Source organism: Alloacidobacterium sp. (genome assembly GCF_035631355.1).
Taxonomy (GTDB): Bacteria; Acidobacteriota; Terriglobia; order Terriglobales; family Acidobacteriaceae; genus Alloacidobacterium.
On record NZ_DASQIX010000080.1, the window covers coordinates 1 to 19,246 of the forward strand.

At 56.6% G+C, this 19,246-nt stretch carries 16 protein-coding genes; 6 read left to right on the forward strand and 10 right to left on the reverse strand.

The window, feature by feature from the left end:
- Positions 1-194 (forward strand): hypothetical protein (locus VEV40_RS14875; RefSeq protein WP_324833421.1); only part of this gene is annotated, 194 nt, incomplete at its 5' end.
- Here VEV40_RS14875 and VEV40_RS14880 read toward each other — a convergent pair.
- From VEV40_RS14880 to VEV40_RS14890, 3 genes are read right to left on the reverse strand one after another with little or no spacing between them, the layout of a single operon-like run.
- Positions 191-1,522, reverse strand: a complete 1,332-nt coding sequence (locus VEV40_RS14880) for a hypothetical protein (RefSeq protein ID WP_324833423.1) — start codon at positions 1,520-1,522, stop codon at positions 191-193. The genes VEV40_RS14875 and VEV40_RS14880 overlap by 4 nt on opposite strands.
- A gap of 23 nt (positions 1,523-1,545) precedes the next feature.
- Positions 1,546-2,601 (reverse strand): hypothetical protein, encoded by a 1,056-nt coding sequence (locus VEV40_RS14885; RefSeq protein WP_324833425.1) that lies wholly within the window; start codon positions 2,599-2,601, stop codon positions 1,546-1,548.
- 30 nt (positions 2,602-2,631) lie between these two features.
- The gene (locus VEV40_RS14890; protein ID WP_324833427.1) at positions 2,632-2,871 is read right to left on the reverse strand and encodes a hypothetical protein; all 240 of its coding nucleotides are present in this window, start codon (positions 2,869-2,871) and stop codon (positions 2,632-2,634) included.
- A 355-nt stretch (positions 2,872-3,226) separates the two neighbouring features.
- Between VEV40_RS14890 and metK the strand changes: the two genes are divergently transcribed.
- Positions 3,227-4,402, forward strand: a complete 1,176-nt coding sequence (metK, locus tag VEV40_RS14895) for a methionine adenosyltransferase (RefSeq protein WP_324833429.1) — start codon at positions 3,227-3,229, stop codon at positions 4,400-4,402.
- Between the two features lie 182 nt (positions 4,403-4,584).
- Entirely contained in the window at positions 4,585-5,649 is a 1,065-nt protein-coding gene (gene ada / locus VEV40_RS14900) for a bifunctional DNA-binding transcriptional regulator/O6-methylguanine-DNA methyltransferase Ada (RefSeq protein ID WP_324833431.1), read from the forward strand.
- A 31-nt stretch (positions 5,650-5,680) separates the two neighbouring features.
- On the opposite strand, the gene VEV40_RS14905 is transcribed toward ada, so the two are convergent.
- Positions 5,681-6,430, reverse strand: coding sequence for a glucose 1-dehydrogenase (locus tag VEV40_RS14905; RefSeq protein ID WP_324833432.1), 750 nt, complete (start codon positions 6,428-6,430; stop codon positions 5,681-5,683).
- A 94-nt stretch (positions 6,431-6,524) separates the two neighbouring features.
- Complete coding sequence (locus tag VEV40_RS14910; protein WP_324833433.1) at positions 6,525-6,779, reverse strand: helix-turn-helix domain-containing protein; 255 nt, start codon at positions 6,777-6,779, stop codon at positions 6,525-6,527.
- Between the two features lie 173 nt (positions 6,780-6,952).
- Here VEV40_RS14910 and ahcY point away from each other — a divergent pair, with 173 nt between their 5' ends.
- The 3 genes from ahcY to VEV40_RS14925 all read left to right on the forward strand — a co-directional run bounded on the left by ahcY (position 6,953) and on the right by VEV40_RS14925 (position 11,512).
- Positions 6,953-8,227, forward strand: coding sequence for an adenosylhomocysteinase (gene ahcY / locus VEV40_RS14915; RefSeq protein ID WP_324833434.1), 1,275 nt, complete (start codon positions 6,953-6,955; stop codon positions 8,225-8,227).
- Positions 8,228-8,361: 134 nt separating this feature from the next.
- The gene (locus VEV40_RS14920; RefSeq protein ID WP_324833435.1) at positions 8,362-9,576 is read left to right on the forward strand and encodes an LssY C-terminal domain-containing protein; all 1,215 of its coding nucleotides are present in this window, start codon (positions 8,362-8,364) and stop codon (positions 9,574-9,576) included.
- Positions 9,577-9,646: 70 nt separating this feature from the next.
- On the forward strand, positions 9,647-11,512 hold the full coding sequence (locus tag VEV40_RS14925; protein WP_324833436.1) for an APC family permease: 1,866 nt from the start codon (positions 9,647-9,649) through the stop codon (positions 11,510-11,512).
- Positions 11,513-11,515: 3 nt separating this feature from the next.
- Here the strand turns inward: VEV40_RS14925 and VEV40_RS14930 are convergent, their stop codons facing one another.
- The 5 genes from VEV40_RS14930 to VEV40_RS14950 are packed head-to-tail and all read right to left on the reverse strand — an operon-like array spanning position 11,516 to position 19,228.
- Complete coding sequence (locus tag VEV40_RS14930) at positions 11,516-12,955, reverse strand: APC family permease (protein ID WP_324833437.1); 1,440 nt, start codon at positions 12,953-12,955, stop codon at positions 11,516-11,518.
- Between the two features lie 28 nt (positions 12,956-12,983).
- Positions 12,984-14,588 carry an NAD(P)/FAD-dependent oxidoreductase gene (locus VEV40_RS14935; protein WP_324833438.1) on the reverse strand — a complete coding sequence of 535 codons (1,605 nt, stop codon included), beginning with the start codon at positions 14,586-14,588 and terminating at the stop codon, positions 12,984-12,986.
- 12 nt (positions 14,589-14,600) lie between these two features.
- Positions 14,601-15,149 (reverse strand): RNA 2',3'-cyclic phosphodiesterase, encoded by a 549-nt coding sequence (gene thpR, locus VEV40_RS14940; protein WP_324833439.1) that lies wholly within the window; start codon positions 15,147-15,149, stop codon positions 14,601-14,603.
- 41 nt (positions 15,150-15,190) lie between these two features.
- On the reverse strand, positions 15,191-16,531 hold the full coding sequence (locus VEV40_RS14945; RefSeq protein WP_324833440.1) for an APC family permease: 1,341 nt from the start codon (positions 16,529-16,531) through the stop codon (positions 15,191-15,193).
- 9 nt (positions 16,532-16,540) lie between these two features.
- Positions 16,541-19,228: a glycoside hydrolase family 2 protein gene (locus VEV40_RS14950; protein ID WP_324833441.1), complete on the reverse strand. Its 2,688-nt coding sequence runs from the start codon at positions 19,226-19,228 to the stop codon at positions 16,541-16,543.
- Positions 19,229-19,246: the final 18 nt, after the last annotated feature.

The window sequence follows — 19,246 nt, forward strand, 5'->3', positions numbered from 1 at the left end:
GCCCCGATGTCCGTCTGCGCTGGGCGGGTGTTGGTGTGCTCTTAGTGCTGCTTTCCGCTCTCGGATGGTTTGTGTGGCATTACGTGAGCAATCGCGTTGCGACAGCAAACATAGGCGTTCATCAACCGCTCTCCGCATTGGGAAGCAATACTCTAGCAGTCTCCTCGACCGTTCAGGCGAATTCCGGCAACTAATCACTAAAATTCGTTAGCAGGTCTCTTAAAGAAAAACTGGTCGCGCCTGCCGAGAATGGAGTATCCAAAGGCTGGGTGCCAATGAGGAACGCTCCCAGCGCTCTCACGCTTTTGCCCGCGGCAGTTCCCGGCAATTGCGCCTGCGCGAAAACCTGGCGCAGCGACCAGTCCGCGAAATTGGGCCCAGGCAGCAAAGAGTCCCCAATCAGTTTTTTTAGCTTATTGATGATTATCCAGAAGTTGCGAAGTCCTACCGCAACATAAACAGCTTTTGCACGTTTCATCAGGCGGATCTGCAGCTTATTGAAGACCGCCGGATCGAAGATGACATTAGTAGTGGTGAAATTGATCTGATAGCTGTCCCCAATTGAACTGAAGCCGGAAAACTTCTCGACGGCGCCATATTCAATAAGCGCCCCAGCGAGAGGCGGCGGCATCGAGCCTGATGCATAGATGAGCCTCAGTCCCGGTGGACGCGGCGGTGGTGCCCCTCCAACAGGCGCAGGACACGCGGTTTGCTGCAAGCCTATCCCTCCAGCGGTCCAGTTAGGTGGAGAGAGCGGGGTAAACCCGTTCTGCATGGTTTGGTCGTGTTTTGACTGCAGCGTGGTTGCAGCAGACCTAAGCACATCCGCGTAGTTGACGGCGAAGTTCGGATCCAGCGCAGCCCCGACAGCAAGGAAAATGCAAACGCCGTACAGGTAAAGTGGCAGACTATTGACGGGGATAAATACAGTGCCGTCCGCATTCAGCGGGGCGTCCAACTCGCCATATCCCACATCTACCGACGGAGCATTCCAACCGCCCCCCACATCAAGGTAGTAGCAAGTGCTCTCATATTCCCCCACGTCCGTCCAGTAAATCCATGAGCCTGATGGCATATTCCATACGAGGTCATCCTGGCCGCTGAAATCATTCAGCGCCGTAATACACGGGCCAATATAGGAAACGACCTGCGCCGGGGTGGGGTTTGTATTGATGAATGCCGGCAGCGACTGTAACTGGGTCTCAGCTGGACTGATATACCCCTGAAGAGTCGTGTTTCTCTGCAGGATTTGAAATGCAATATTCTCCGCGCTCAACTTCGCAAAATCATTATTGATTGTGGTTTGAATGGTCTGAACAGCGGTTTGAATTTCATCAGGTTGGCCAGAGTTTATAAAACCGAGAACGAGGGAGACGACCGAGCCTATCCCTCCTATAGCGCCAGCGGCGTCTGCTATTGCTCCAGTTATGTCGCTGATCGTGTTTATAGTGCTGTTCTGAACCTTGAAGATGTCGTTCAGCGCGCTGGCAATATTTCCCGAAGGTTGTTGCGGATCGGCCATGACAATACACTTCCATGCGTCATTTATTGGAGAGCCACCAATATGGGGATAAGACCGAGACCACCTTGCAGAGGCTTCAGCGCCTTCCCCAACACCGCCCCGAAAGCTTTGGCAGCGTCGGTCGCCTTCATAGCACAGCCGGCCGTCGGCGAGGTCGTCAGCAAATCCCCGACATTGATCGACGAATACTCAGCTGAAACCTTACAAAAGACCTTGCCGACAAGTGCGACTGGAATCCGACCGGCTTGTGCCCGCTTATCGAGAACAAGACCGTGCTTGTATTCGCCAGCGCCTGAAACGACGCCTGCAACCCCCTTGTCGTATGCTTTGCGGCTCTCCCTCAGCGCGCCGGTTTCATCAATCACAACCACCGTGCCCGGCTCAGGCAGTAGTTTGTCTGACGCGTCGAAGTGCTCCGCGCAGTCAGCACCGGACAGGAAAACGTCCCCGCTCACCGTGATGTCGCCAATCACATGCAGTTTGCTGGCGGGCACGCTGGTTCCAATACCAACCGAACCGCTCGCCGTAACGCGCAGCAACTCATAGCCGTTCAGGATGCCGCCGATGCCCAGGCCGCCGTTGTTCGAGATCGTAAAAAATGAAGTGGGATCAATTTCCAGGGTTACGCCCGAGCTGCCAACCCCGAGGCGCACGAATTTATTGTTGTCCGATCTGCTTATAGCCAGCGTGGACTGCTGATCGCTCGCGCCCTGAGCGTGCAATCTGGTGATTGGGTTGCCAATTCCGATCCCGACATTGCCAGAGTTCTGTACAACAAACCGGCCGTTAGGCATCCCGTATGCGTCGATGCCAAACGTTCCGTTTCCGCCGAAACTAAAATAGTCAGCGCTGTCGCTTGCGCTTGTTCCGCCTTCGATTCGAAGTGCCTTTCCTGCCGGCAAATGCAAGGGGTGGGCTGGCGCAGTGGTCCCGATCCCCACGTTGCCGTTTGTATCGATGCGCAGGTGCTCGGTACCACGGGTCCTAAATGCAAGGGGTTGAGCGTCGGTTGTCCCAAGGAAATTGTTCGCTGGGTTTGTACCAGCATTGCCGCTTAGAGACCAGGCTGGTGTAGCCATAGTGTTTTCCTCCCGATATTTGGAGGCCCATTAGGTGAGTTTGTCGACGGGGTCGTTTCTTTCCGGAGGAACTCCGTTCACTGGAGCGTCGACTCCATCCAACATGACATTGGGCTGCCGAATCTCTTCCAGCACCTGTATCGCTCCACTGATACGCAACATTGTCTCGCGAAGCGACCTGAGTTCGCTTTCAAGCTGCTGCAAACGCAGCTGTCCCTTTTCGTACTCGGCTTTCAACTCAGAGAGTCTTTTTTCTAGTTTTTGAGTCATATGTCCCTGTTTTATGGGGAAGCCCCCATGTTTCTGATTTGTCCAGGGATCTGGGCATTGTGCCCTATAAGTGTGGCCGCTTAGCCTCACCAACGGTCTTCAACTGAGACTGGCCACAATGGACCTATCTTAGGTGGGCTGTCAAGCAAAATTTGGTGCTGGCGAAAGCAGAGAAGCCATTCACTGGACTATTTCCCCGCTGAAATCTCCCTCATCCCCTTTGGGTGAAGGACTTTGCCCTGCTCCGCGCGGTCTAGTACCATTTAAGACCAGATACCTGTGTGCGGCCCTGCACGATCGACGCCGCTTCCCTACTCTGTGAGCAGGCCATTCGCAAAATCCAAGGAGGACTGTTTTGTCCGCACGCGACAAGTTTTTATTCACCTCTGAGTCGGTGACTGAAGGACATCCCGACAAAATCGCAGACCAGATTTCCGACGCCATTCTCGACGCCTGTCTCGAATCCGACCCCTACAGCCGCGTCGCCTGTGAAACGCTGACCGCAACCGGTCTCGTCGTCATTGCCGGTGAGATCACCACGAAAGCCTATGTCGATTTCCAGACGCTGGTACGCGGTGTGGTGGCAGCTATCGGATATGACAACGCGCTCTACGGCTTCGATTCGAACACCTGCGCTGTGATCTCGTCGATCAATAAGCAGTCAGGTGATATCGCCATGGGCGTGGACACGGGCGGCGCTGGCGACCAGGGCATGATGTTCGGCTACGCCACCAATGAGACGGAAGAGTTGATGCCCGCCGCCATCTCGCTGGCCCACAAACTCACCCGGCAGTTGAGCGAAGTCCGCAAGAGCGGCAAGATGCCGTATCTCCGCCCCGACGGCAAGAGCCAGGTGACGGTTGAGTACAACGCTGAAGGCAAGCCGGTCCGCATTGACGCCGTCGTGATTTCGACTCAGCACGCGGAACACGTCTCCAACGAAGAGCTTCGCGCCGACATTCTGAAGCACGTCATCCAGGCAGTTCTTCCAGCCGAGCTTCTGGACGAAAACACCAAGTACCACATCAACCCAACGGGCCGCTTCGTCATCGGCGGGCCGATGGGCGACTCGGGCCTCACGGGCCGCAAGATCATCGTCGACACCTACGGCGGCATGGGCCGTCACGGCGGCGGCGCTTTCAGCGGCAAGGACCCGACAAAGGTTGACCGCTCGGCTGCCTACATGGCGCGCCACATCGCCAAGAATATTGTGGCCGCAGGCCTCGCCGACCGCTGCGAAGTGCAGCTGGCCTATGCCATCGGCGTGGCTGAACCGGTCAGCGTGCTGGTGGACACCTTCGGCACCGGCAAGATCGAGGCCAGCAAGCTGCAGGAACTGGTGCGCGCCAACTTCAAGCTGACCCCCAAGGGCATTATCGAAAGCCTGAACCTGCGCCGTCCTATTTATCGCAAGACTGCGGCGTATGGGCACTTCGGCCGTTCCGACAAGGACTTCACTTGGGAAGCAACAGACAAGGCATCTGCTCTGCGTGAGCAGGCGGGGGTGAAGGTCGCCGTAGCGGTGAAGTAGCTATCAGCAATCAGGTAAAGGGCAAGCCGTCTGGCTTGCCCTTTACCTTTTTCTCTCGAATCTCAGAAGATATCTCTGGAATCGAAATGAGGATGGCAAAAAAAGAAAAATTTGACGGCAAGAAGCGGAGTGCGGCTATAAGTTCCTCAGCCCGAAAATCAGAACAGCATACGGAGGAAGATATGAGTGCTGTTCAGGTTTCGCATCAGGTATGGGACCGGGCGTGGCAGATGGTCGAGGAGCGCAAGCCTGCTGCAGACATGCTTTTTGTATATGCCGTGCGTACGACGGGCGTGTATTGCCGCCCATCCTGTCCCAGCCGCAAGCCGCTTCGGTCATCGGTTGAGTTTTTTGCCACCAACGAACTTGCAGAGCGCGCCGGATATCGGGCATGCAAGCGCTGCGCGCCGGGTGAGGCGCATCCGCAGGCGCACATGCTGACGCAGGCGTGCGACTTCATCGAGCGGAACATCGACAGCACTATCAAACTCGACAAGCTAGGCAAGGTTGTCGGCCTGAGTGCTTTTCATACGCAGAGACTCTTTCGCCGCTATCTCGGCATCTCTCCGCGGCAATATCAGCAGGCCAGCAGAATGGAACAGTTCCGGAATAAGCTGCTTACAAATGACAGCGTGACGACGGCGATGTACGAAGCGGGCTTCACATCGAGCAGCCGCCTGTACGAAACCGCCAATGAACATCTGGGCATGACTCCGACCGAGTACCGCAAAGGCGGCAAGGGTGTGGCCATCCGCTACACGATTGTTGATTCTCCGTTGGGAAAGATGCTGATCGCCGCAACGGACAATGGTTTATGTTTAGTGGCCTTTGGATCGCTGGAAAGCGAGCTTGAAGATGAGCTGGCTTCGCGCTTCTACGCATCCAACAGGAAACGCGACGAAACTAACCTTGGCTCGATGGTGAAGCAGATATTTGCACAGATGACCGAGCACCCTGTAGCGCTCGAGCTGCCGCTTGACGTGCGCGCAACCGCATTCCAACGCCGTGTGTGGGAGGCACTCCGGAGGATACCGCGTGGCCAGACTCGTACATATTTGCAGATTGCGCAGGAGATCGGCCAGCCGACTGCAGTGCGCGCCGTGGCCCGCGCTTGCGCGACGAATCCTGTGGCAGTAGTAGTCCCGTGCCATCGCGTCATCGGCAGCAACGGCTCCCTAACCGGTTACCGCTGGGGAGTAGATCGCAAGAAGAAACTGCTGGAACTAGAAAGCATCCAGGCAAACTAAAGAGGGCCGCCGCTTCAAGCGGCCCTGATTTTTACCGCAAACCGCCGGAAGCTACCAGTAATTCACCCGTGAGCCAGGCTGAATCCGACGAGGCCAGAAACGTTGCAATCGAAGAAATATCGTCCGGTTGACCGATACGGCCAAGTGGAGTTTGCGCCTCAAACTGCTTTTGAAAATCGCTCCCAATGAATCCAGCGGCATGAACACCTTCCGTTTCCACCATGCCCGGATTGATTGAGTTGACGCGGATCTTCTTCGGTCCGAGTTCCTTTGCGAGCGTGCGGGTAATAGCGTCCACAGCGCCTTTGGTTCCCGTGTAAACCGAGCCGTGGGGCGGCGTAAGCGCGGTTACCGCCGAACCGATGTTGATGATGCTTCCGCCGTCTCCGTTGAAGTGTTTCAATGCTTCCTTCGTCGTCAGCAGCAGTCCCAGAACGTTGGTGCTGAAGGTGCGATGGTATTGCTCCTCCGTTACTTCTTCAATCGGAGAAAACTCATATACGCCGGCATTGTTCACCAGAATGTCCAACTTGCCGAAGGCCTTCTTCGCCTCGGAGAAAATGCTCTCGACATCCCCAGTCTTCGACACGCTGCCTTGAACGGCAATCGCCTTGCCGCCCTTGCTTGTTATTTCTTTCACGACGCGCTCCGCGCCTTCTTTGCTGGAGGCATAATTAACCACGACTGCTGCTCCTTCCGCCGCCAGACTTTTCGCGATGCCCGCGCCGATGCCCTTCGAGGCGCCGGTAACAACAGCGACTTTACCTTGAAGCTTGCTCATATCTTTTGCTCCCTTGTCTCGAAATGGTTAGTTTGACATTTCGATAATTGTCTAATTGATGAGCCGAGCCTGTAATAGTCGCAATTCTCTTTTGTTAAATTGCAGCCAGTTGATCGAGGTATGCCTGCCATACCTCGCGATTAAGCGAAAGATTGGCGAATTTCCCTTCGCGCTCAATCTCAATCAGTCCTGCCATCTCCAGTTCCTTGATGTGGTGAGACAGAGTCGCCGCGGTGATGGGCATGCACTCCCTCAGGCCGCTGCAGGGAAGCACTTTTCCCGAAGCGCTGATCTGCTCCAATATCTGGAAGCGGCGCGGGTCGGCAAGAGCTCGTGAAATCAATGTCATTTGACGCGAGCTCAACCGCGAACCTTTGCCGGAAGTCATACGAAAATGTTACAGGACTTTTATCAGCACATCTTCCGTGGGTCCCCTGGAAATGACGGCCTGCGATGGTATTCTCTATAGAGCACCGCGAGGGTCTGCCCCTGACGTTTTGACCAGGTGACTTTGGAGAAAATATGGCGACAACCACCGCAACTTTGCACCACGTAAAGAATCTTGACCTGGCCGACCAGGGACGCAAGCGCATTGAATGGGCAAACCAATCAATGCCGGTCTTACAGACCATCCGCAAGGAATTTATCAAGCACCAGCCGCTCAAGGGCATTCGCGTCGCAGCCTGCCTGCACGTAACCACGGAAACGGCGAACCTGATGATCACGCTGCGCGATGGTGGGGCCGACGTGGCCCTCTGCGCATCGAACCCGCTTTCCACACAGGATGATGTGGCTGCATCTCTGGCGCGCGATTTCAACATCCAGACCTACGCCATCAAGGGCGAGGATAACGACAGCTACTATTCGCACATTCTTGCAGCCATTGACCACAGGCCGCATCTGACGATGGACGACGGCTGCGACCTTGTTCACCTGCTGCACACCAAGCGTCAAGATGCTCTGGAAGGCGTCATCGCCGGAACCGAGGAGACAACCACCGGCGTCATCCGCCTGCGCGCCATGGCCAAGGACGGCGTGCTCCGCTACCCGGTGATCGCCGTAAACGACGCGCTGACCAAGCATCTCTTTGACAACCGCTACGGCACAGGCCAATCGACCATCGACGGCGTAGTGCGCTGCACCAACGTGCTGCTGGCCGGGTCGAAGTTCGTCGTCGCCGGCTACGGCTGGTGCGGACGCGGGCTAGCGATGCGCGCGCGTGGCATGGGCGCGGAGGTCATTGTTACCGAAGTTGATCCGACCAAGGCGCTGGAAGCGGTCATGGACGGCTTCCGGGTGATGAGTATGCACGAAGCAGCCAAGCAGGGCGACGTTTTCGTCACCGTGACCGGCAACAAAAGCGTCATTCGCCAGGAGCACTTCGAGATCATGAAGAATGGCGCAATCATTGCCAACTCCGGCCACTTCAATGTTGAAATCGACATTCCCGCGCTTGAACGCATCGCGTCGTCCAAGCGTGCTACACGCGACTTTGTTGATGAATATGCGCTGCGCGACGGCCGCAAGATTTACTTGCTCGGCGAAGGCCGCCTCATCAATCTCGCCGCCGCTGAAGGCCACCCAGCCTCGGTGATGGACATGAGCTTCGCCAACCAGGCGCTCTCGGCAGAGTACATGGTCAAGAACCACGCCAGCCTGGAAAAGAAGGTCTACGCCGTTCCGCAGGAGCTCGACAAACGCGTTGCGCGGCTGAAGCTCGAAGCGATGAGCATCGGCATTGATCGCCTGTCGCCTGAGCAAGAAGAATACCTGGCCAGCTGGTCCGAAGGCACCTAGTCTTCCGTGTGAAATCCCCAGGTCTCAAAATCGAGACCTGGGGTACCTGTTCCTATAATCGCCTCGATCATTTGGTCGAGGCGTTTCTTTTGTAAGAGTGAGACAGTCCTTGAAGATAGGAGGCCAAAAGCAGGATGATAAATCCATCGGGGCATTTTGACCGGCAACAGCGTCATAAAAATATGGCCTACCAGCGTTTCATCCGCGGCATCCTGGTTCTTTCAAGTACCTGCTTTGTTTTATCGGGAGTTGCCTGCAGCCAGCAACCGGCTGCCCCGGTTGCAAAGCCGGGAGTGCAACTCATCCAGATGAAGGCACCTGACGCGAGTGTTCTTTCCTCACGAAGAGGCTCCTATACCTTCAAAGTGCCCGCCGGGGACTGGACCGACACAGGAGTCACCGTAACGTTGGGCGACCAGCTCGACTTTACTGCAACTGGGACAGTTACAGTTTCCGACGGCCATTCTTCTATTCCCGATGGAAATGCGCGCGGCTGGAAAGATCTGGTTCGCCAATTTCCCCTCAATAGCGCCAATAGCGGCGCGCTGATTGGACGCATCAGCAACGGCGACGCGGCTGTTCCCTTCCTGATCGGCGCGACCAAGCAGATCGACGTAACCACTACGGGCAAGCTGTATCTCAGCGTGAACCTGAGCAGCGACCTCAGCGGTGACGGCAGCTACTCGGTCAAGATGAACCTTTCCAAATCACAAGCGGCGGCAACGTCCGCGGGCGCAGCCATCAATCTGGCCAACGCGCTTTCTCCCGATCTCTTCGCGAATATCCCGCGACGTGTCCAAGACCAGCAAGGCAATTCCGGAGACATGGTCAACTTCGCCATTATCGGCACACAGGACCAGGTGCAGAAGGCGTTCACCGCCGCAGGCTGGACGGCAGTCGATAAGTCGACACAGGATGCCATTGTCCACGGACTGCTGGCCACGCTCTCGCATGAGGCCTATACGGAGATGCCAATGAGCATTCTCTATTTGTTCGGACGTCCGCAGGATTTCTCCTTCGCCCGTGCCGACCCTCTCGCCGTCGCCGCAATCCGACACCATCTGCGCGTATGGAAGTCAACGGAAACGGTAGACGGAAAACCCCTGTGGGTAGGCTCGGCTACGCATGACAACGGCTTTGAGAAGGATCAGCGCAACGGCAACGTGACCCACCACATCGATCCCAACATCGATCAGGAGCGCGATTTCATTGAGCAAAATTTTGCTGATGCCGGTGTAATCACCGCCGCTGCTTATGTCACTCCCTCGAATCCGCTCAAAACGGCGCGTACTGCAACCGGTGGCAGTTTCAACTCCGATGGCCGCATCGTAGCAATGGCCCTGCGCTGACCGCTCTTCGCGCGTGACGCACAAAAACAGGATAGGATGAATGGCTGAACTGATCTGAAAATTTGATCCTATGCGAACTCTTGACCTGCTGTTTGGCCGCCCCGTAGCCACATCAGACGAACGCGCCGAGCAGATCGGCCCTGCCGCCGGTATTCCCATCTTCGGTCTCGACGCCCTTAGTTCAGCCGCGTATGGGCCGGAAGCCGCGCTCACGCTGCTGATCCCTCTTGGAATTGCCGGCATTCACTACATCGTGCCGGTAACTACGGCGATTCTCATTCTGCTGGTGATTCTTTATTTTTCCTATCGGCAGACGATTGAGGCTTACCCGCACGGCGGCGGCTCGTATACCGTGGCCACTGAGAATCTTGGCGATAGAGCAGGCCTTCTCGCCGCGGCCGCGCTCATGATCGACTACATCCTGACCGCCGCCGTCGGCATTTCGGCAGGTGTTGGCGCGCTGATCTCCGCAGTTCCCAGCCTGCAACAGCATACTTTAATCATCTGCCTGGGCATTCTCGCCATTCTCACGCTTGTCAATATGCGCGGCGTGCGCGATACCGGCGTCGCCTTCCTCATCCCGACATATCTCTTTCTGGGAACGCTGCTTATTGTCATCGTTCTAGGCGGTTTTCATGTGCTGCTGCACAAAGGCCATCCCGTACCCGTTGTTACGCCTCCAGCGTTGCCGCCTGTGACAGCCGCACTCTCCGGGTGGCTGCTGCTCAAGGTGTTCTCAAGCGGCTGTACCGCAATGACAGGCGTGGAAGCGGTCAGCAACGGCGTAATGGCTTTTCGCCAGCCGACGACAAAGAATGCGAAGACCGCGCTGACAATCATCATTGCGTTCCTCATCATTCTGCTGGCGGGCATCGCATTGCTATGCCGCGCTTACGATATCGGCGCAACCGACCCTGGCAGCGCAGGCTATCAGAGCGTGCTCTCACAATTGACTGCAGCTGTCGCAGGAAAGGGCGTCTTCTACTGGGTCACTATCGGATCGATCCTGCTCGTGCTTTCGCTCTCGGCGAACACCGCGTTTGCTGACTTCCCGCGTCTCACACGCGCCATCGCACAACGCGACTTTTTACCGCACGTCTTTATCCTGCGCGGGCGCAGGCTCCTTTACTCGCACGGCATCTTCGCCCTGGTGGGATTCACTGCAGCGCTGCTGATTCTCTTCGGCGGCGTCACCGACCGCCTCATTCCGCTCTATGCAATTGGCGCATTTCTTGCCTTCACCTTGTCGCAGGCGGGCATGGTGGCGCACTGGCGCAAACAGGGCAACGCAACAGGCCGCATGATCGTAAACGGAATAGGCGCAATCGCAACCGGTATCACACTGCTGGTAGTGCTGGTAGCCAAGTTCCTTGATGGCGCATGGATAACAGCCATCCTCATCCCTGCGCTCATCATGATTATGAGCCTCGTCCGCAGGCACTACGACCACACCGCGAAGGAAACAGCCAGCCCCGAGCCGCTGAAGATTGATGGCCTGCAGCCTCCGCGCGTGATCCTTCCCATGGACAAGTGGAACCGCATTAGCGAGAAGGGCCTGCGCTTCGCCCTGGCCATGTCTCCTGAGGTCGAAGTAGTCCATGTCGAATGTAGTGACGGAGACGACATTAGCGTCTGCCAGGTGTGGGACAACATGGTACTTCCACCGATCCGCACTGCCGGCCTGCCCGAGCCGCGGCTGACCATCATCAAATCGCCGTATCGTTTCTTCGTCCAGCCATTCGTGGACCACGTTCTGGCGGAGCAGAAAAAATCCGATGACCGCCAGATCGCCGTTCTTGTGCCCGAACTAGTAGTGAAGCACTGGTATGAAAACCTTCTGCACAACCAACGGGCCAATTTGCTGAAGCTCTTTCTGCTGGTAAAGGGCAATGAAAATGTCGTCGTGATCAACATTCCCTGGTATCTGCACAAATAGGCGCTATCCCTTATCACGGAGGCGGCGCATACGTCGCTCCGACGCAATGTAGACCGCGACGCCTGCACCCACTAGAAACAGTGTTGATCCGATTACCTTTGCAATCGCAAGCGGCTTGTTTGGTTCTTCTTCCGGGGGAATAACGGAGAGCACAATCGTCAGCAGGGTCGTAAGTAGGCCAAGCGAAGCCAGCACAATGGCAACCGGCCTGCCTCCCGGGACGCGTATCGTTCCCGCCGCGGCGGGCTCACGCTGCAAACGGAGCATCGAGGCAAAAAGAAACGCGAAGGGAATGAAGTAGGTGATGATCGACATGCTAACAAGCACGTCATACGCACTGCGCACTGTGGTTCCCGCCTGGCTGAGCAGCGCGCACAGCGTTCCGGCAATGCCGTAGGCCCCAATCGCAACCCACGGCGTATGCCAACGCGGATGCACATGCCCGAAAACTGGCGGCAGATAACGATCAATGCCGGCCACAAACGGCAGCCGCGAAGTTGAAGAAAGGAATGTCGCCGCGCCGCCAACACTATTGAGCACGACCAACAGCGCGACAGGTGCGATCAACCATCCCAGGCCGAGCTTCGTACACATCAGGTGAATCGCGCTGGCAAACCCGCTCACGCCGCTGACGGAGGCACTGGGCAAGGCAATCAGCATAGCAATCGTTCCAGCAATGTAGCACGCGGCAATCAGAGTACCGGCGATGACCAGCGAGCGCGGAATCGTACGGCGCGCATCTTTGATCTCTTCTCCCATGAAGGAGCCGGTTTCCACGCCGCCGAATGCAAAGAAGATTGTCGACCAGAAAATCGCGTTCTTCAGATCGGAATGAGGTACAAGGTGTTGCATCGAAAAGCTGGTCGCCGATCCATGACGCATGGCGAAGACCGCGGCCAGCCCAAGCAGAACCGCAACCGGGATCCACGCACCCAGCGAGCAGCAATTGTTCAACCATTTGCCCTGCTTCAATCCCAGAATGTTCAGCAGGATAATCAGAGCGAGCCATCCGAGCGCGAACAGCAGGTAGTACGTGGCATTGTTGGTGAGTTGATCGCCGCGTTTGCCCATCGCGAAAAGTGCGCTGCCTGCGCCAAAGTAGAGCACCGCGGGAAAGTACGGAAGATTGCTCATCCAGTATGTCCACGCCGCAATAAATCCGGAGAAATTGCCGAAGGCACGCTGCGTCCACACATACAGGCCACCTTCCTGGGGATAACGCGACGACAGTTCAAGCACGGATGCCGCCAACGGCACGAAGAAGCACAGGCAGGCAAATATCCAGATGATGATGGTGCTCGGGCCGGCCGCAGCGGCGGTTGCAATCCAGCGAAGACTCAATCCGCTTGCAAGATAGTAGAGAACAAGGTCAGCAACGCCGAGTTCACGTGCGAGCGTGGGCGTGGATGTGGTTGTCTTTTCCGGCATGACTGCGCGCAGCATACCTGCTGAGGACGCGCTAAGACCAGAACTATTTCCGCGCCATGTCCTTTAACACGGCCATCGCGGCATTGCGGCCGTTGATGCCGATCACACTACCGCCAGGATGCGTGCAGGCCCCGCAGAGATAGACGCCCGGCATGGGCGTTCGCGCACTCAGGCGGTTTGACCACATGTATTGTGGCAAACACTCTCCCTGAAAGATGTGGCCGCCGGTTAGACCTACCTTCTCTTCGATATCAGGAGGGCCCAGCACCTGTGCATCGATCACCGCCGAATCCATGTTGCTGCAGAAGCGGCCAATCGAATCGACCGCCAGCTTTCGTACCTCAGCACGGCGGCTGTCCCATGTGCCTTCCCCAAAGCCGTAAGGCACATATTGCGCGAAGACACTCATCGTGTGCTGCCCGTCAGGAACGACGCTGGCATCGTGCACGCTCTGGAAGTACAGCTCGCACCATAGATGTTCCGGAAGACGCCCGACGCGCGCCGCCGAGTAGCTCTCCTTCCATTCAGCCTTCGTGAGCGGTGCATTGATCTGCCCCAGATGGTGCGCTTCGCGCGTTCCCGGACGCGAGGTAAAGTTCGGCAGCTCACTCAAGAGCACATTGAGCTTGACGGTACAGCCCTCAATCGGCACCGATTCGATTTTCGCCTTCCATGCGGTATCGGCGGCATTGCCGAGCATGCCGAGTGTGCGGCGCGGATCAGCGTTACAAATTACGACTGGCGCGGAGATTCGCTCACCACTCTCAAGAAGCACGCCTTCGCCGGGAATGATGCCGGCAACGGAAACTCCTGCAGCCACCACCGCACCTGATTCGCGCGCTGCATCGCAAAAGTAGAAGGAGACCATGCCCATCCCACCTTTTACATATCCCCACATACCCGGCATTCCACCGAGCCGCCCGGATGAGTGATGGAAACGAATTGAAGCCGTCCCCGCGTCGAATGGGCTGGCGTTCGTGCCGATTACGCCTTGCCCGAGATATGCGACCTGCAGGCGCTCGTCTTTGAGATAGTGCTCGACAAACTCCGCCATGGACCACTCGAAGAGCAGCTTCATGGCTTCTTCGTCGTTGCCAATTCGTTCTTCAATCTGCTCCCTCGTCGGCGCATCACCAATCCACACGTCGCCTTCCCCAGATGGACGCAATGCATCGCGCAACCGCCGGATGACGTCACTCATCGCGCGCCAGCCTTCGACATCACATTTGCTGAAGCGGCGAACCTCCTCCTCGCACTGCGCGTCGTCATCCCAAAGCTGAATGCTACTGCCATCAAGAAAAGGCACGAAGAGACCGTTCACCGCAGGTGTCCAGGCAAAGCCGCGCGCCGGCAGTTGCAGTTCTTCCACGATCACCGGATGCAGCAAGCCGGCCAGGTATGCGCACGGCGACATGCGCACTCCGGGAAACGGCTCTTCAATGGTGCAGGCGCCCCCAATGCGTTCGCGGCCCTCCAGCACCAGGACGCGTTTGCCCGCCCGCGCCAGATATGCCGCGCACGCCAAACCATTGTGGCCCGCGCCGACGATGATGGCGTCCCATGAACGCTGAGCCAGTTCTTTAATCGGCGCTGGAAGGCCGATCTTTCCAAGAGAATTTGCCGCAGATGAGAAATGATTGCTGGTCATTGAAATTGCAGCTTACATCAGCGAAAAGCGCTCGCGCACCTCATACCTCGATCCGGCAGGGCCAGTGAAGCTCTGGTAGAGAAGAAATTCCTTGGCCTGGAATGAAGGCAATTTCAGAACTGGAGTCAGCCTCACGGCTCTTTGTAGCCGCGTAAAGTCCGGCGAAGGCCCGCGCCCTTTTCTGCGCGCCAGCGTAATGTGCGGGGCGAAGGCGCGCTCTTCCGGTTCAAAACCGCAGGGCAATAGTGCCTGCTCTATTTCGTCGTGCAGCGCCACGAGCGAAGATGTTACGCCGACAGCGATGTAAAAGACGCCGGCCCGCTCAAAAAAGCCTGGTTCCGAGAGCTGAACGTCAACGACTTGTGCACGGACCTTCCGTAATTGCTCGACAACGCAGGAATAGGTTGCTTCATCCGTCTCGCCCAGGAATTGCAGCGTGACATGCCAATGTTCGGGCTGCGACCAGCGCAAGCGATGAAATGCTTCCCGCAACTCTCGCGTGCGTGTCGCGATTGCCTGCTGTGTTTCATCTGAAAGACCGATGCCTACAAATAGACGCACAGCTTTACTTTACCTGCCACTGAATATCCGGCGACAAGGTTTCAGGCAGCGCCTTCCGGCAAATGAATTTGCCTGCGGCGCACAATCCAGAGCGCAACCCCTACCAGGGCCCATGCTGTACCCGCGATGCGCGCAATCGGGCCAAGATTGGTCCAGATGAACAGGCAGGTCAAAAAACCTGCTGCCGAGATCAGCATGGGAAACCAATGCGTGAGCCTGCCGCTACGCCAGCCCAGCGCCACAGACGCTACATTCACACCCATAAAAGCAAGCAGCGCTCCATAATTGAGCATTTCCGTGCCAAGTTGATAGCTGAAGAACAGCGCGCCTACGAGACAGACGATGCCAATCAGCACAACGTTATTGCGAGGAATGCGGTTCCTGGGATGAATCGCGCCAAAGAAGCGTTTGGGCAGCGCGCCGTCCTGACCCATCGCCAGCAGCAAACGGGCCGCGCCCAGATGCGAAGCCATTCCCGAGCCAAAGTTCGCCAGCAGAAGTGCTGCGTTCACAATCATGAAGAGAATTGGTCCGCCTGCGCGGCCTGAGATGTGAACGTATGCAGTATCGATATCGGGAAAAGCTTGTCCGCGAGGCCAGACTAACTGCCCCAGATAGACCTCGATAGCGGCCAGCACACCGGTAGCAAAGCAGGCCATCACAATAGCGCGGGGGACGCTGCGCTCCGGGTCCTTCGCCTCATCGGTAAGCGTAGAAATGCCGTCAAAGCCGATGTAAGAGAGCACGGCAATCGAAGTGCCGCGTAGAAGGCCGCCGCGCGAAAATGTGCTCGGATCGTAAAACGGATGCGTATAAAACGATGATGGTTGCGGCGGCAGATGAATCAGATAGCGCACCACCGCAATCACTACCAGAATGACGACAAGACCAAGCGCAGCCGCCATGCCCGCATTGATGCGCGCTGAGGTCTCGACACCGTTCAGGTTGAGCAGCGTAAAAAATGCGGCAAAGAAGATAACGAACACAACATAAGGGATTTCCGGAATGATGTTCTGCGCTGCCTTGCTGCACCAGATGATGCAAATCAACGGGTTCAGGACGTAATCCATGACCAGGCACCATCCAGTGAGGTAGCCGAGGCTCGGATGCAGCTCCTTGCCGACGTACATAAAGGCCGACCCGCCATGCGGATAAACGCGGGCCATGCGCCCATAGCTTACAGAAGTGAAAAGCATGGCGACCATTGCGCACAAGATGGCTGTGACGACATGCCCGCGCGCGGCCTGATAAATGACGCCGAAGCTCGGCATCGGCGCCGTTGGCTGAATCAGCACGATACCGTAGAGCAGCAGGTCCCAGAAGCGAAGGCTACGCTTCAGCGTTACCTGTCCTTCGTTCACGGCTGCGGCCTTACTGGACATGCTTTTCCTTCACTCTGCTTGAGATGCAGCGGCCGCAACAGCTTTTCCTGGCGAAAGATGCAACGTCTGCTCAGGAATATTCCATCCCGATACAACTATGGTCGCATTGTCCGGAATAAGCGCAGGCAGTTTGGCGGTCAGCACCTGCGTCTCGCCCGGCATCAATTCCACATAATTATCGGACCACACGATGGGCACAATGTCTTCTCCATGGGCATCACGCGCAGTCACTGCCACCTGAAACGCTAACGCCTTCGACGCATTCTGTAACCGTACCTGTAACAATTTGTTATCTTCAGCCGTTGATGCCTGCGCCTCAATCCGGGTTTTTGGCAGCGTCATCAACTCTGCCATATCGTCATACTGAATTGCAGGCGTGTGGGTGTAGTCCGTCTTGCTCCAGTCAAATGTCGTCAGGGTTGAAGGTATCCAATAGAAGTTGTGGCTCAAGGTCTTTCCAGACACATCTTTCAGCGTCAGATCCACAAAATAGACCTTTGAAGACGTTGGAAAGACATCGTCGGGAATCGAGATCGCGCGCTGCGACGCATCCGCATCGACGGTAAGGCCGGTCTCTTTGTCAAAAACTTTCTTCAAATTGAAGTCGTAGACTTCGGCCGAGACGGTAATGCGCGGCGTCGCCCGATATGTGCTATTCACCACGACGACGCTATGATCGTCATAGGAATACTGCACATGCAGCGGCTCGCACGCCTTCTTCGTGCCATAATATCCGCCGCCAGCGTCAAGATAATAGTCATACAGATGCCAGATGTTGGAAGGCCACGCATTGTTCAGCATCCACTGAATCACGCCCGTCGATGTGTACTTGTTGCGCGAGTAGGCTTCGAACATGGCGCGCTCGCCATCATAGGTCATGGCCTGCGCGATGCGAACGTAGTCCTTCAAATCCTCAGGGCTGCCATAGGTGGCATGCATCGCGTCATCAAAAACTGCCAGCGTCTTAAATTTTCCGCTGCCGTTATGGAATGAGAAGGAGGCGCTGCTGGTCGGCCACATCTGGTCTTGAGGAATGTATTTACGCAGGCTGCTGATGTTCGGGACTGCAGGCCCCGGGCTCGTCTCAGTGTTAAAGCCGTAAGCGCCGCCGTGCTTGTCTTTGTCAACGTACCAATATGACGGAGCAACAAAATCATACGGCCCGGTCATCTTCACGCCGCTATTCCCGCTCACCGTTGTAGGCGTCGCCGAGGCCGAAGACAATATAGGATTCGGCCAGTGCGTCTGCTCTTCTACATTGAGATACATTTGTTCGACATCCGCCGGCGGCGCGTTGTCGCTTCCATTCAGCCACACCAGGAGGCTTGCATGGTGGCGTATACGCAGCATTTGCGACTGCAGCGACGCCTTGGCTACCTGATAGTTCTCCGGCGTCCAGTCCTTCCAGCGCTCCCACCGGTCGCAGCAGCACCATCCCAGCATCACCAGAATTCCCTGCTCGTCGGCGAGATGGAAAAAATCTTCTGTCTCCAGCTTGCCTTCCAGCCGGATCGTATTCAGATGCATGTCACGCACCAGCATGAACTGATCGCCCAACCGTTTCGGATCTTCTCGCAGCAGCATATCCGGCGACCATCCAGCACCACGAATCAGGATCGGCTTGCCGTTCACGCGAAAGAGCCGGAAGCCCTTGTCCGTAAGCTCTGACGTAATCTCGCGAATCCCGAAGCGCACCGACTGCTCATCGGAAATCTTGCCGCCTGCAACAAATCGAAGTGTCAGCGTTTCGAGATGCGGCGTGCCCATCTGATAAGGCCACCAGACAGCAGGATTTTTCACCTGCAACTGCTTATATGTTTCGGGATCGAACACGATCGTCTTGTCTTCATGCGCTGCCAACTTGACCGGCTGCTCGATGTGGATTCCCGCAACTGTACCGGTCACAGTTCCCTTTACAGGCTTCTCCGTCGCATTGTACAGTTCGGCATAGACGGTCAGGTCCGCCTGCTTCAAACCGGCGTCGGTAAAGTGCGTGACCGCCATAGGGGACCGCAACGTCACCGAGCCACTCGTCGTCAGATCGACCGCGCCCCACAGTCCCATGTCCTTGTCAGGTGGGCAAGGGTTCCAGTCCACCCAGTTAATGCCGAGGTCTTTCTCAGTCGGAGCGAATGTCTCTACCGCGACGACGTTCGGTTTACCCACAATAACGCTGTCCGTAACATCGAACTCATAAGTACGATAGGCACCTGCAACCTGCGATGAATCAGCGATGCGCCTGCCGTTGATCCAGACGTCAGCGCGGTAATTGATGCCTGTGAACCGCAGCCACAGCGTACGGCCCTTCGCTGAGGCAGGCACAACAAATTCTTTGCGATACCACCAGCCACAGTGGTACGGGCTATCGTCCGACATCGGAAGCCGCGCAAAGATGCCTCCGATCGGATACGTCATTCCCGGAAGGTCGCGCAGATTCGTCCCGAAGTATGGGTCTTTGAAAAGACCATTAGCAACCTGCACTGACACTACTGTTGCCGGAACTGCTGTCGTATACCAGCCTTCAGGATGATATGCAGTCGCTGAGATGACCTCGCCCGCAGTCTGCAGCTTGCAGGCCGACTGCACTTTCCAGCCATCGCGCAGGGGCATCGCCGAAGAGACATCAGCATAAACCGCCAGCGGCGGCATGAAGAACAACACTAAAGCAGCGAAACATCCCGCCAGCCTTTTCAACATGAAGACACCTTCCCCGGC

What these genes read in the sequence shown, in the direction of transcription:
- VEV40_RS14880 (WP_324833423.1), bottom strand. Translation starts at nt 1,522, where the DNA reads ATGGCCGATCCGCAACAACCTTCGGGAAATATTGCCAGCGCGCTGAAC.
- VEV40_RS14885 (WP_324833425.1), bottom strand. Translation starts at nt 2,601, where the DNA reads ATGGCTACACCAGCCTGGTCTCTAAGCGGCAATGCTGGTACAAACCCA.
- VEV40_RS14890 (WP_324833427.1), bottom strand. Translation starts at nt 2,871, where the DNA reads ATGACTCAAAAACTAGAAAAAAGACTCTCTGAGTTGAAAGCCGAGTAC.
- ada (WP_324833431.1), top strand. Translation starts at nt 4,585, where the DNA reads ATGAGTGCTGTTCAGGTTTCGCATCAGGTATGGGACCGGGCGTGGCAG.
- VEV40_RS14905 (WP_324833432.1), bottom strand. Translation starts at nt 6,430, where the DNA reads ATGAGCAAGCTTCAAGGTAAAGTCGCTGTTGTTACCGGCGCCTCGAAG.
- VEV40_RS14910 (WP_324833433.1), bottom strand. Translation starts at nt 6,779, where the DNA reads ATGACATTGATTTCACGAGCTCTTGCCGACCCGCGCCGCTTCCAGATA.
- ahcY (WP_324833434.1), top strand. Translation starts at nt 6,953, where the DNA reads ATGGCGACAACCACCGCAACTTTGCACCACGTAAAGAATCTTGACCTG.
- VEV40_RS14920 (WP_324833435.1), top strand. Translation starts at nt 8,362, where the DNA reads ATGATAAATCCATCGGGGCATTTTGACCGGCAACAGCGTCATAAAAAT.
- VEV40_RS14925 (WP_324833436.1), top strand. Translation starts at nt 9,647, where the DNA reads ATGCGAACTCTTGACCTGCTGTTTGGCCGCCCCGTAGCCACATCAGAC.
- VEV40_RS14930 (WP_324833437.1), bottom strand. Translation starts at nt 12,955, where the DNA reads ATGCTGCGCGCAGTCATGCCGGAAAAGACAACCACATCCACGCCCACG.
- VEV40_RS14935 (WP_324833438.1), bottom strand. Translation starts at nt 14,588, where the DNA reads ATGACCAGCAATCATTTCTCATCTGCGGCAAATTCTCTTGGAAAGATC.
- VEV40_RS14945 (WP_324833440.1), bottom strand. Translation starts at nt 16,531, where the DNA reads ATGTCCAGTAAGGCCGCAGCCGTGAACGAAGGACAGGTAACGCTGAAG.
- VEV40_RS14950 (WP_324833441.1), bottom strand. Translation starts at nt 19,228, where the DNA reads ATGTTGAAAAGGCTGGCGGGATGTTTCGCTGCTTTAGTGTTGTTCTTC.